Annotated in this window: 15 protein-coding genes; 6 read left to right on the plus strand and 9 right to left on the minus strand. The window is 50.5% G+C overall.

Annotation, left to right across the window (positions count from 1 at the left end):
- Positions 1-46: 46 nt before the first annotated feature.
- Positions 47-697, plus strand: a complete 651-nt coding sequence (gene msrA / locus ACMV8I_RS10815) for a peptide-methionine (S)-S-oxide reductase MsrA (protein WP_498865225.1) — start codon at positions 47-49, stop codon at positions 695-697.
- A gap of 280 nt (positions 698-977) precedes the next feature.
- Complete coding sequence (gene paeA / locus ACMV8I_RS10820; protein ID WP_498865226.1) at positions 978-2351, plus strand: polyamine export protein PaeA; 1374 nt, start codon at positions 978-980, stop codon at positions 2349-2351.
- Positions 2352-2455: 104 nt separating this feature from the next.
- Here paeA and ACMV8I_RS10825 read toward each other — a convergent pair whose 3' ends face one another.
- The gene (locus tag ACMV8I_RS10825; protein ID WP_498865227.1) at positions 2456-2662 is read right to left on the minus strand and encodes a DUF1107 domain-containing protein; all 207 of its coding nucleotides are present in this window, start codon (positions 2660-2662) and stop codon (positions 2456-2458) included.
- Positions 2663-2981: 319 nt separating this feature from the next.
- Here ACMV8I_RS10825 and ACMV8I_RS10830 point away from each other — a divergent pair, with 319 nt between their 5' ends.
- Positions 2982-3539, plus strand: a complete 558-nt coding sequence (locus ACMV8I_RS10830; RefSeq protein WP_498865228.1) for a YtfJ family protein — start codon at positions 2982-2984, stop codon at positions 3537-3539.
- Between the two features lie 55 nt (positions 3540-3594).
- On the opposite strand, the gene cysQ is transcribed toward ACMV8I_RS10830, so the two are convergent.
- Complete coding sequence (gene cysQ / locus ACMV8I_RS10835) at positions 3595-4341, minus strand: 3'(2'),5'-bisphosphate nucleotidase CysQ (RefSeq protein WP_498865229.1); 747 nt, start codon at positions 4339-4341, stop codon at positions 3595-3597.
- 221 nt (positions 4342-4562) lie between these two features.
- Here cysQ and ACMV8I_RS10840 point away from each other — a divergent pair, with 221 nt between their 5' ends.
- Positions 4563-6527: a bifunctional 2',3'-cyclic-nucleotide 2'-phosphodiesterase/3'-nucleotidase gene (locus ACMV8I_RS10840; RefSeq protein ID WP_498865230.1), complete on the plus strand. Its 1965-nt coding sequence runs from the start codon at positions 4563-4565 to the stop codon at positions 6525-6527.
- An 84-nt stretch (positions 6528-6611) separates the two neighbouring features.
- On the opposite strand, the gene bamJ is transcribed toward ACMV8I_RS10840, so the two are convergent.
- The gene (gene bamJ / locus ACMV8I_RS10845) at positions 6612-7232 is read right to left on the minus strand and encodes a BamJ family beta-barrel-assembly machinery protein (RefSeq protein WP_498865231.1); all 621 of its coding nucleotides are present in this window, start codon (positions 7230-7232) and stop codon (positions 6612-6614) included.
- A gap of 289 nt (positions 7233-7521) precedes the next feature.
- Here bamJ and ACMV8I_RS10850 point away from each other — a divergent pair, with 289 nt between their 5' ends.
- The gene (locus tag ACMV8I_RS10850; protein ID WP_498865232.1) at positions 7522-8241 is read left to right on the plus strand and encodes a LysM-like peptidoglycan-binding domain-containing protein; all 720 of its coding nucleotides are present in this window, start codon (positions 7522-7524) and stop codon (positions 8239-8241) included.
- A gap of 90 nt (positions 8242-8331) precedes the next feature.
- Here the strand turns inward: ACMV8I_RS10850 and rplI are convergent, their stop codons facing one another.
- The 5 genes from rplI to yjfP form a co-directional block, all read right to left on the minus strand.
- Positions 8332-8784, minus strand: a complete 453-nt coding sequence (rplI, locus tag ACMV8I_RS10855) for a 50S ribosomal protein L9 (protein WP_498865233.1) — start codon at positions 8782-8784, stop codon at positions 8332-8334.
- A 39-nt stretch (positions 8785-8823) separates the two neighbouring features.
- Positions 8824-9051: a 30S ribosomal protein S18 gene (gene rpsR / locus ACMV8I_RS10860; protein ID WP_004392491.1), complete on the minus strand. Its 228-nt coding sequence runs from the start codon at positions 9049-9051 to the stop codon at positions 8824-8826.
- A 4-nt stretch (positions 9052-9055) separates the two neighbouring features.
- Complete coding sequence (gene priB, locus ACMV8I_RS10865) at positions 9056-9373, minus strand: primosomal replication protein N (protein WP_498865234.1); 318 nt, start codon at positions 9371-9373, stop codon at positions 9056-9058.
- Positions 9374-9378: 5 nt separating this feature from the next.
- Entirely contained in the window at positions 9379-9771 is a 393-nt protein-coding gene (gene rpsF, locus ACMV8I_RS10870) for a 30S ribosomal protein S6 (RefSeq protein ID WP_013573776.1), read from the minus strand.
- 173 nt (positions 9772-9944) lie between these two features.
- Entirely contained in the window at positions 9945-10694 is a 750-nt protein-coding gene (gene yjfP, locus ACMV8I_RS10875) for an esterase (RefSeq protein ID WP_498865235.1), read from the minus strand.
- A 200-nt stretch (positions 10695-10894) separates the two neighbouring features.
- On the opposite strand from yjfP, the gene bsmA reads away from it, so the two are divergent.
- Complete coding sequence (bsmA, locus tag ACMV8I_RS10880; RefSeq protein ID WP_498865236.1) at positions 10895-11206, plus strand: biofilm peroxide resistance protein BsmA; 312 nt, start codon at positions 10895-10897, stop codon at positions 11204-11206.
- Between the two features lie 3 nt (positions 11207-11209).
- Here bsmA and ACMV8I_RS10885 read toward each other — a convergent pair whose 3' ends face one another.
- Positions 11210-12841, minus strand: a complete 1632-nt coding sequence (locus ACMV8I_RS10885; RefSeq protein WP_498865237.1) for an isovaleryl-CoA dehydrogenase — start codon at positions 12839-12841, stop codon at positions 11210-11212.
- Positions 12842-12967: the final 126 nt, after the last annotated feature.

Genomic DNA, 12967 nt, shown 5'->3' on the forward strand with positions numbered 1-12967 from the left:
TATTGGCCGTGACAGGTTATTAAACAAACTGCCGGAGTCTCCTGTAATGCAACTTTCCGATAAAACTCTTTTTAATAAAAACCAGATTGTGAAGCAGGAAGATGCTTTGCCAGGCCGCATAACCCCGATGCCGGTTGCCACCACGCATGTAGTAAACGGTCATTCGATGACTCACGTTCCAGAAAATATGGAAGTGGCGATTTTCGCCATGGGCTGCTTCTGGGGAGTAGAACGTCTGTACTGGCAACAAGATGGGGTTTACAGCACCGCGTCCGGATACAGCGGTGGCTTCACACCAAACCCGACCTACCGTGAAGTTTGCAGTGGCCAGACTGGCCATGCCGAAGCGGTTCGACTGGTCTTTGACCCGGCAATAATACGCTATGATCAACTGCTACAGATCTTCTGGGAAAATCATGACCCGGCTCAAGGTATGCGTCAGGGTGGCGATTTAGGCACACAGTACCGCTCGGCAATTTATCTGTTAAGCGAAACACAACAGGATGCAGCGCGAGACAGCTTACAGCGTTTCCAACACGCGATGGAAATCGCAGGCGACAAGCGCCACATCACCACCGAAATCACCGAAGCGCTGCCGTTCTATTATGCAGAAGACGATCATCAGCAATATTTGTACAAAAATCCCGAAGGCTATTGCGGTCTGGGTGGGATCGGCGTCTGCCTTCCACCTCAGTGACCCCACAATCATTTAAGTTGCAGGTAGGCTTACAATCCAAAGAACCCGATGAGCTTACTCGGGGTAAGTGACTCAGGTGACGGATACAGCGGGATTTTTAAGCGCTGGCGGCAATCTCTGCGCTACTGCTATACTGCACGGGCCGCAAATGTGGCCCGATATAAAACGTTTATGGCTGTTATCTTTGATTTTTTCGCCCTAAATAATGTTTTCTTTTATACAGCAACCCAATGAGTGCCCTTCCATGCCGGTCTTTGCATCGGTGTTAAACGGATAGATTATGTTAAACAGTATCTTACTGATTCTCTTACTTATCGCGATCAGTGCCTTTTTCTCCCTGTCGGAGATATCGCTGGCCGCTTCCCGAAAAATTAAACTTAAACTTCTTGCCGATGAAGGAAACATTAACGCTTCATATGTACTGAAATTACAAGAAACACCTGGCCGATTCTTCACCGTCGTTCAAATCGGACTTAATGCCGTCGCCATTCTCGGTGGTATTGTCGGTGATGCGGCGTTCTCTCCTGCTTTCCAAATGTTCTTCGTCCGCTTCATGTCCCCAGAAATGGCCGATCAAGTCAGCTTCATCTGCTCCTTCGCTCTGGTCACCAGCCTGTTTATTCTGTTTGCTGACCTGACGCCAAAGCGCATCGGTATGATTTCACCCGAAACGGTTGCCGTTCGTATAGTCAACCCGATGCGTTTCTGCCTGTTCGTGTGCCGGCCGATGGTCTGGTTCTTCAACGGACTTGCCAATACCATTTTCCACCTGTTCAAGCTGCCAACCGTGCGTAACGACGACATCACCTCGGATGATATCTATGCCGTAGTGGAAGCCGGTGCGCTGGCGGGGGTACTGCGTAAGCAAGAGCACGAGTTGATTGAAAACGTGTTTGAGTTGGAATCACGTACCGTACCGTCATCGATGACGTCACGCGAGAGCGTTATTTTCTTCGACCTGCGCGAAAGCGAAGACAGCATTAAAGAGAAGATCTCCACTCACCCACACTCCAAATTCCTGGTGTGCGACGGGCACATTGATCAAGTGGTCGGTTATGTCGATTCAAAAGATTTACTGAATCGCGTGTTGGGTAATCAGAGTCTGATGCTAAGCAGCGGCGTACAAATTCGCTCAGCGCTAATTGTGCCTGACACACTGACACTCTCCGAGGCCCTGGAAAGCTTCAAGGCCGCCGGTGAAGACTTCGCCGTGATCCTTAATGAATATGCCTTGGTAGTGGGGATTATTACGCTCAATGACGTGATGACCACGCTGATGGGTGATTTAGTCGGCCAGGGTATGGAAGAGCAGATAGTTACACGCGATGAGAACTCGTGGCTTATTGAGGGCGGTACACCAATCGAAGACGTGATGCGCGTACTGCATATTGAAGCATTCCCGCAGGCGGGTAATTATGAAACCATCGGCGGTTTTATGATGTTTATGCTGCGTAAGATCCCTAAACGTACCGACTTTGTGAAGTTCTCCGGCTATAAGTTTGAAGTCGTAGATATCGACAGCTATAAAATCGATCAGCTGCTGGTCACCCGCATCACAGATAAACCTGTCGTACCGTTGTTACCGAAGACACCGCAGGAAATCAAAGATGAGAAAAATGCCCTTAGGCTTGCTGAAAAAAACGGCGATCATTAATAGTGACTTGTCGTCATAGCAGTATAAATACCAGAGACACAAACGGCCCTGAAAAGGGCCGTTTTTTTTGGCATATAACTGTGTTTAGCGTCATGCGCCGGGTGTTAACCCATTTCAGTTTGCAAATGCATAACCTGACGGTTAACTTCTGACATCACGCTGAAGTGCTGCTTATCACGTATTTTCGGCAATAAAATTTTGCCTTGGTCGAACTCAAATGCGCCGACGTCTTTAATATAAAGACGACCACGGAACAACGTCTTAACATACTTGGCTACTTTCAACGGATTGTAGCGCTGGAAGATTCTCATTTTTCTACTTTCCTCCGATAAATCACTGCGGACTCAGGCTGGTTAACGCTGCGATGAAAACCTGAATGGGATGATATTCGCAGTGAATAGACATATAACATAGCAGGGCAATCAGGTTCCGCCAGTTTATTTAACTGCTTTTACTTGTCTTGACAGTGCACCTTTCAGGATTGTCGTATTCATACAGTATAACCCCGCAAATTGTGTCATTTCTGTAACAGATAACACATTGTTAACATCCCAACAGGACAGACCACTTGCCTGAATCTATGATTATCGGGTCAGCCTCTTTTTACAGCCTCGTTTATTGGGAGTACGTATGATTTTTAAAAGCCTGCTTGTTATGTCTCTGGTTATTTACCCGTTGTTCGCTTTTGCACACGATCTAACCCCTGGCGAGCGCCTCCCCGCAGTGGGCGTTGATGACAAAGGCGAGCTGAACTACATCAATAATAACTTCAGCTACGCCCGCTGGAACAGTGCCAAACTGCCGGGAAAAGTCCGCGTGGTACAACATATAGCCGGACGTTCCAGCGCGAAAGAACTGAATGCACCATTAGTTGATGCCATCAGAGCCGCCAACCTACCGCATGATCATTACCAAACGACGACAATCATCAATACCGATGATGCAATTATCGGCACCGGCATATTTGTGCGCAACAGCATCGAAAATGGCAAGAAGGAATTTCCATGGTCGCAGGTGATTGTTGATAGCAATGGCGTAGTGAAAAAGGCCTGGCAACTGGAACCAAAAAGCTCGGCTATCGTTGTATTAGATAAAAACGGAGTGATTAAATTTGCTAAAGAGGGTGCGCTGAATCAGGCCGAAATCAAACAAGTGGTTGATATGCTGCATCAGTTGGTGAAGGAATAACGGAGCCTGGAGTATAAAAAAGCGCAGAAGCTGCGCTTTTTTAAAGATTCACGCGTCAGAATAGCGATACCCGGAACCCAGGATTAAGGAACGACTCTTTCGGGGTGTACAACAGAGCCTGGCCGGTCCAGTCGTGCACAATCGCACCGGCAGCAATCGCCACCGCGTGCCCTGCGCCGGTATCCCAGATATTGGTTGGCCCGAAACGCGGATAAAGCTGTGCCTCACCTTCGGCGACCAGACAGAATTTAAGTGAAGAACCGATAGCGACCGTTTGATGCTCACCCAGCTGCGACAAGTAATCCTGTAACTCATGATCGTTGTCATAATGCGAACGGCTGACGACCACCAATGGCGGATAGGCTTCCTTCACTTGGATTTGTTTGCGTTCGCCATTCTCCTCTTTCCAGGCTTTTCCCTCGGCGGCACTGTACATCACTTTGGTTACCGGCACATACACCACGCCCAGCACAGGCTTGCCATTTTCGATCAGGGCAATATTGACGGTGAACTCGCCATTACGTTTCAAAAACTCTTTGGTACCATCGAGCGGATCCACCAGCCAGTAACGGGTCCAGCCCTGACGCTCGCTCCAGGTCTGTGGATCCTCTTCTGACAGCATAGGCGTTTGCGGGTCAATTAGTGCCAGTCCGTTCTTAATCACGTTGTGCGCCGCCATATCAGCTGCAGTCACTGGCGAGTCATCTTTCTTCTGACGGGCATCAAGGGGCTGTGCACCGTCATAAACTGCCATAATGACGTCACCGGCATCACGTGCCAGCTGGGAAATTTTCTCTAACATTTTCCACCTCAGTACTCTTTCAGAAATCCTAAGTCATAGATGAAGCCTAGTTTTTTTTAGGCGGAATAGCCATCCCGTAATCTGCGTCTGTTAAAAATTCCACCCCGTATTATTGGTTACGCTTCACAATTATTTATGACAACTAATTACATTCTCATCATATTTTGAGATATATATCGAGTTTTCCCTTTATGGATATTCCCCTTTCTGGAGGCACTGCAATGATCACCCGTCATCTGACGTTATCCCTTTTGGCCACGCTGGTTGCCGTTTCAGCTCATGCTTCGCAGGTCGATCTGCGGATCATGGAAACCACCGACTTGCACAGCAATATGATGGACTTCGACTACTACAAAGATAAACCGACGGATAAGTTCGGCCTGGTGCGCACTGCCAGCCTGATCCACGCCGCACGTGACGAAGTCACCAACTCCGTGCTGGTTGATAATGGCGATGTGATCCAGGGTAGCCCTCTTGGCGATTACATGGCGGCTAAAGGTCTGAAGAAAGGCGATATTCATCCTGTCTATAAAGCGATGAATACGCTGGATTACGTAGTCGGCAACCTGGGTAACCATGAATTTAACTACGGGCTGGATTATCTGAAGAAAGCGCTGGCAGGTGCAAAATTCCCCTACGTGAATGCCAATGTCATCGACAGTAAAACCGGCAAGCCACTGTTTACCCCGTATTTAATCACCGATAACCCGGTGAAAGACCGTGACGGCAAAACGCATAACCTACGCATCGGCTATATCGGCTTCGTACCGCCGCAAATCATGGTGTGGGACAAAGCTAACCTACAGGGTAAAGTCACGGTGGCTGACATCACAGAAACAGCCAAAAAGTGGGTGCCGGAAATGCGTAAGCAAGGCGCAGATGTCATCGTAGCTATCCCGCACTCCGGGCTATCGGGCGATCCTTATACAGCTATGGCAGAAAACTCGGTTTACTATTTAAGCCAGGTAAAAGGGATTGACGCCATTATGTTTGGCCACGCGCATGCGGTATTCCCTAGCGAAGAATTTGCCAACATTAAGGGCGCAGATATCAAACAGGGAACGCTGAATGGTGTTCCTGCAGTGATGCCGGGCATGTGGGGTGACCATCTGGGTGTGGTAGATATTGTTCTCAATAATAAGGATGGCAAATGGCAGGTAGAAACCGCTCGCGCTGAAGCACGGCCGATTTATGACAAAGCCAACAAAAAATCTTTGGCTGCAGAAGATCAGAATCTGGTGAAAGTGCTGGCGGAGGATCACAAAGCAACGCGCGATTTCGTCAGCAAACCAGTCGGTAAGTCCAACGACAACATGTACAGCTATCTGGCACTGGTGCAGGACGACCCGACAGTGCAAATCGTCAACAACGCGCAGAAAGCCTACACCGAGCATTTTATTCAGGGCGATCCGGATCTGGCGAATTTACCCGTGCTCTCTGCCGCCGCGCCGTTTAAAGTCGGCGGCAGAAAAAACGACCCGGCCAGCTTTGTCGAAGTGGAAAAAGGCGATCTCACCTTCCGTAATGCCTCCGATCTCTATCTCTACCCGAACACCTTGGTCGTGATGAAAGTCAGTGGACAGGAAGTGAAAGACTGGCTCGAATGTTCCGCCGGGCAGTTCAACCAGATTGATGTACACAGCACTAAGCCTCAGTCTTTAATCAACTGGGACGGTTTTCGCACCTATAACTTTGATGTGATCGACGGTGTAAACTATCAGATTGACGTCACACAGCCTGCACGTTTTGACGGCGAATGTACGCTGATCAACAAAGATGCCGAACGAATCAAAAATCTGACCTTCAACGGCAAGCCAATCGATCCGAAAGCTACATTCCTGGTCGCAACCAATAACTATCGTGCCTACGGCGGCAAATTTGCAGGAACCGGCGACAAACACATTGCGTTTGCTTCGCCGGATGAAAACCGCTCGGTAGTAGCGGCCTATATCGGGGCTGAAACGCAGAAATCTGGGGCAGTGACACCAACGGCAGATAACAACTGGAAACTGGCGCCGATCGTCGTTAGTCAGCCGCTGGATATCCGCTTCGAAACGTCACCGACGGAAAAAGCGGCAGCATTTATTAAGACTCATGCGCAATATCCGATGGTCGCCAAAGGCACCGATGACATCGGTTTCGAGGTGTATCAGCTGAATCTGCAAAGCCCGCAGAAAACGCAGTAATTCTTCATAAGCAACAGACGTAAAAAAGGGCGCAGAGGCGCCCTTTCCATTGCTGTGCTTTCTGTTTTTATACTTCGGCAGACATTACAGGATTTCCAGCAGCTCAACTTCGAAAGTCAGGGCACTGAAAGGTGGGATGGACGCGCCAGCACCACGTTCGCCATAAGCCAGGTTATGAGGGATATACAGCTCCCACTTAGAACCTACTGGCATCAGGGTCAGGGCTTCGATCCAACCGGCAATAACACCACTGACCGGGAATTCTGCTGGCTCGCCGCGCTGTACAGAGCTGTCAAACACGGTGCCATCAATCAATTTACCGGTGTAGTGAACTCGCACACGGTCCTGACGGCCTGGGATCGAGCCTTCGCCCTGGGTGATCACTGAGAATTGCAGACCAGATTCGGTGCTGGTGACGCCATCACGCTGTGCGTTGGTAGTCAGGAACGCCTGGCCTTCCACTGCCAGTGCTTCCTGACGCTCAAGGCGCACTGCATCAGCACGTTCGTGAACTTCACGCAGCGCGCGATGAACCACATCAACCGGAACTGCTGGTGTATTCCCTTCCAGCGCATCGCGTAAGCCTGCCAGCAATGCGTCAGGCTCTAAACCCTGTAAACCTGATTCCTGCAATTGTTGACCGACCTGCAAGCCGATACCGTAACTTGCCTGCGCTTCTACGCTGTCAAATGAAGGGGTTGTCATGGAGTTTCCTTTAGTCTTTAAATAAGTCGAACGCGCAGCATAGCAGTGCGCGGCTTTTGGGTAAAATTCTCTATAGTGCAGAGAGCCACTGACTGCAGATTTGCACGAAACGAATCGAATTTATGGTATTTATTGTGCATAAAGAGACCATTTACGTGCTATTTGTACTTTGTTCCTTTTCGCATCAAGCAGTTAACAAGCTATACTTAGCGGGAAAATCCGACAGAATAATCGGACATGATTTTTTTCTGTTAACTCTGTCAGCTGTGCGTAAGAAAGAGAGGTTGTCATGGGCAGAATCCCGCCCAGGAGAAGGAAAGCCATCCGCATTTATCAACCGATGTTGAGATCCTGGATTGCCATTATGAAAAGGCCGATGCGTGACACTACGCCGCTGTCTGAAAGCGACGAATCCACAGAACAGCAAAATGTGCAGCCATCAATGATGAGCAAAGCCAAAGCACTGGCCTGCAAAGGCTGGCATATGAGCGATAATTTCAATTGGATGTCGCCGCTGCCCTACGCCCATCGTCGCTGGATTATTCTCAGCGTACTGGTGGTTCTGCTGGCGTTGTTGTGGCCCTATTCGCCCCAAAACAGCTATTCGCCGTCACAACCACAGCAACCAGCATCGATTCCAATGCAGGCTGATCTGAGAAATGAGCAGGGACGCACTACGCAACTTGCACAACCTCAGCCACAACAGCAACAGGCGGCCGCTGAGACGCCTCAACCGCTTGCTCAGGAGAACTGGAAGAGTTATCGCATTCAGTCCGGTCAGACGCTGGCACAGCTGTTCCGTGATAATAATCTGGCAGTGGGTGATGTCTTTGCGATGGCGCAGGTCGAAGGGGATGAAAAGCCACTGAGTAACCTGAAGGCCGGGCAAGAAGTGAAAATACAGCGTAATGCGCAGGGAGCAGTGACGTCACTGCAAGTGACCAGAGAACAGAATTCGACGGTGCTCTTTACCCGTCAGGCCGACGGCACTTATAAGCGCAGCCGATAGTTTATCGTTATTGCTTCCTAAACAGTGACTTTCGCTAAAAAGCAAAACGCCGGCACAAGGCCGGCGTTTCACAGGTTAACTTCAGCGTTATTACGCTTCAGCAACCACAACGATATTCAGTTTAGCGAATACGTCAGTGTGTACCTGGAACTGAACTTCGTGTTCACCAGTGGTACGCAGAACGCCATTCGGCAAACGAACTTCGCTTTTTGCAACTTCAGCACCAGCTGCAGTCACTGCATCAGCAATATCGCGAGTACCGATAGAGCCGAACAATTTGCCTTCGTCGCCTGATTTAGACGCGATGGTGACTGAAACCAGTTCGTTGATTTTAGTTGCACGAGCTTGAGCAGCGTTCAGAACGTCAGCCAATTTGGCTTCCAGATCTGCACGACGTGCTTCGAAGAACTCAACGTTTTTCTTGGTAGCAGGAACAGCTTTGCCCTGTGGTACCAGGAAGTTACGAGCGTAGCCCGCTTTAACGTTAACTTGATCACCCAGGCTGCCCAGGTTTGCTACTTTATCAAGCAGAATAACTTGCATTACCTTAACCTCTCAAAGTCGTTTATGGACAGTGGCCAATTACTGATGACGATCAGTGTATGGCAACAAAGAAAGGTAGCGAGCGCGCTTGATACAACGAGCGAGCTGACGCTGGTATTTTGCACGAGTACCGGTAATACGGCTCGGGACAATTTTACCACTTTCGGTAACGTAGTTTTTCAGCGTAGCGATATCTTTATAATCAATCTCTACAACGCCTTCCGCGGTAAAACGGCAGAACTTGCGACGACGGAAATAACGTGCCATTAGGCTAGTCTCCAGAATCTATCAATTCAATCTGCTCGGCATGTAACACCACTTTGTTCAGTCCATTGCGCCCTTGATGGCAACTAATGAATCCAGAAACAGTGAGTTGCGTGCCGACCGTTATACTGTGAGTTAATGCTTGTGACGCTTGTCCACTAACAACCACGGGCATTCTGCACCATGCTTGTCGGTTAAATCCGGCTTCTTCCTGCTGTGAGCGGTGCTCTAGCACAAACTGACAGTGAGGGATGCCCGAAGGACTGACTTTACGGATGGGTGCCTTGCACACTGTACCGGACAACACCAAACGATTCGCCGTCACGGCAATTACTCTTCAGAATCCCCAGCTTCAGCATCATCATTAGCTTCAGCGAAATCTTCACGACGATCACGACGTTCGTCTTTCGCTTTAACCATTGGAGATGCTTCAGTTACCGCGTGTTTTGTACGCATAACCATGCTACGGATAACGGCGTCGTTGAAGCGGAAGTTTGTTTCCAGCTCATCGATCGCTTCCTGCGGGGCTTCGACGTTCAGCAGAACGTAGTGAGCTTTGTGCAGTTTGTTGATCGGATAAGCCAGTTGACGGCGGCCCCAGTCTTCCAGACGGTGAATCTGACCAGCAGCGTTAGTGATTACTGCACTGTAACGCTCGATCATGCCCGGAACTTGTTCGCTTTGGTCAGGGTGTACCATAAATACGATTTCGTAATGACGCATAGAATTGCTCCTTACGGATTATTCAGCCTCCTGTCAGGGTCAACCGCGGCCCATGGAAGCAAGGAACGTGTTAATATGTGCGGTCGAAAAAATGACGCGCAATTATATGTACAGCCTGAGAAAAATTCAAGTAATAAGGTAGATTAATTAATCGTCCGCCCGCAGGTGCGCTTTTACAGGTGACGATGGAAAAAAGCCGTGGCTTCTGCCGACGCATGCACGCTAACCCGGTGCTTCGCACCCGGCTCGGCGAGAAAGGTCAGATTCGCGTCATTGCCGCTGGCAACCATCTCCTGATGCAGTCGCAGGCTTTCATTAAATGGCACGACATCATCCTCTTCCCCATGCCAGACAAACAGCGGGCGCTCAGCAAGTTGGGCAGCTTTTCCGCTGATATCCCAGCCCAATAGCGACGCATGGGCGCGCCGGAAGGCTTCACGTTGTGCGGCGTCTTTAGCATCATAAGCAGGAAAAAGACGTTCCGATAACGTATTGAAGTAACCCGAACCCATCAGGCAAACCGCGGCTTTTATCCAGGGGAAGCGAACCAAAGAGGCCATCGTAGTCATGCCGCCCATTGACACGCCTCCAACACCCAGACGGCAGGGATCGGCCAGACCGCGGCTGACAAAAGACTCTTTCAACGTTGCCAGCTCATCGACATTGCTTTGCAAAATATCCCAGAAGCTCGCCATAAGTCTTGCTGTATCACCATCAGCCCGCGCGCCATGCAGCGGTGCATCCGGCAAAATCACCCGATAGCCTACCTGTGCCAACAGGTAACCGAAGTAGGAATAGATCTCTTTCGATGATGTAAAACCGTGATAGAAGAAAATGGTCGGCAGCAGATGATGATATTTTCCCGCAGGCACCGCATGGATCAGTTGTATCCCCTGCACTTCTTCCTGATACATTTCAATCATCAGACCGACTCCCCCGTTTTAATCAATCCGGATAACATCCCGGCAAGAGTGCTATTTTATCCCCATTAGCGAAAGCTACTACTGCCATTTTGACATGATTTATAACCACTTCGTGCAGCGACGCTTGTGAGCGTCCCACTCGCCAGCATCGCAGATAAAGCGCTACACTTATTCTAAGTGCCTACATACCGGATAATTTGATGAAAATTCATTGTTTGACCCTGTCGCTACTATTGATTCTCGCGGTGAGTGGTTGCAGTAACATGATGCAAACCACACCTGTTCCGCCCCCCGCTCCGACGGCCAAAGCGCAGGAAATAACCCGAGCGCAAACGTCAACACTAACCAAATTAGGTGCTATCACCGCCGAAGCCATTGGCAGCCCGATGGACGTCGAAGCAGAGATTCAACGTAAAGCCGATGCCGCCGGTGCGCGTTATTACGTCATCATGTTTAACAGCGAAACCATTGTCCCTGGCCGCTGGTACTCTCAGGCTATCCTTTATCGTTAAGCACTACTCGGCCCCAATAGCGCGATTTAACAACTGCTGGCAGAGCCTTTCCGGCACCAGACTTTCCCCGCGATCATCAAGCACCATCCGGCACCAGGCATCCGCCATCGGTGGCGGAGAAAATTCTAACATCTGCACTGCCGTACATAAGTTGAAGATTTGCGAGGTCAGCCAGCGCGCCTGGGCTTCATCCGGCGCACGTAAGCGTTGTAACAGCAGCCGCACCGCGCGATCGAATAAGCGGTTCTGACCACGTACCTGATGCAGTATGTGCTGTAGCAGTTCAGTGGCCATGGGCAGTTTTTTAAGCGTACGCAGTACGTCAAGGCACATGATGTTGCCAGAGCCTTCCCAGATACTGTTCACCGGCATTTCGCGGTACAGGCGCGGCAGTTCGCTCTCTTCGCAATAGCCGATACCTCCCAACGCTTCCATGCCTTCAGCAACAAACGGCACCCCCTGACGACAGACCTCATATTTGGCTGCCGGCGTCAGAAGTCGGCACAGCACCTGCTCGCTGGGATTTTGCGTAGCACCTGTCGCGGCTGCCAGCCGCATCAATATCTGTGTCTGTCCCTCCAAACGTAACGCCATCCGGCTGAGAACCTGACGCATCAGCGGTTGCTCCACCAGCGACCGACCAAAAACCTGACGCTGGAACGTATGATAGAGCGCCACTGATAGGGCGCGCCGCATCATGCCGTGACTGCCCAGCGCACAGTCAAACCGCGTATGCGCCCCCATCCTGAGAATATGCCGTATACCATCACCCTCCTCGCCCAGCAGCCAGCCGGTGGCATTGCGGAACTCCACTTCGCTGCTGGCATTGGACCGGTTTCCCAGTTTGTCTTTCAACCGCTCGATATGGATGGCATTTCGTTCGCCATCGGGCAAAACACGCGGCAGGAAGAAGCACGATAATCCTCCGTGCGTCTGCGCCAGAACCAGATGGGCATCGCTTTGCGGAACCGAGAAAAACCATTTGTGACCGATCAACCGGTAGGCTTTACCGGGGCCAGCGCCTTCCAGTGCCGTAGCTCGCGTGGTATTACTCAGCACGTCTGACCCACCCTGTTTTTCAGTCATACCCATGCCGATCAGCACGCCTTTTTTCTGCGCTGCCGACTGCAAATGTGGGTCGTAACGATCGGAAAGCAGCGGCGTCAGCCAATGGCTGAATTCAGCAGGAAGGGTTTTCTGGAGTAACGGAATGGCGCCGAAGGTCATGGTTATCGGACATAATGTTCCCGACTCAACCTGAGCGTGCAGAATAAAACGTGCCGCCCGCGCCACCGAAGAGCCTATTCTGGCCTCATCTTCCCACGGCAAATTATGCACCCGGTTGGCTATCAGTCCCTGCATCAGCAGGTGCCAGGCCGGATGAAAGCGCACATCGTCGAGGCGCTCACCGGTGGCATCAAAACGCAGCAGTTCAGGCGGATTAGCGTTGGCCAGTCGCCCAAGCTCCAGAGACTCCGCTGAACCTAGCTGCTGACCGAGAGAAGCCAGAACGTCAGTGTCCCATCCGGCCTGCTGGCAGTTTACGGCTTCACGCAGCGGCGAGTCGGAGAGAAATAAGTTGCTGTTGCTTAGTGGCTTAGGCTGATTAAAAACCCGATGTGTTTCCCAATCCATGATGTTCTCCCTGCCGGGTTGTTAAGGGCAAAGTGATGATGGGATCAAGTATGGTAAAAATTGAGGGATTAACAGGCGGATGGATCACAAAGGGTGAAATGTAAAATGGGAACCCTAAGGTTCCCA

It is taken from the genome of Ewingella sp. S1.OA.A_B6 (assembly GCF_049889095.1).
GTDB lineage: Bacteria > Pseudomonadota > Gammaproteobacteria > Enterobacterales > Enterobacteriaceae > Ewingella.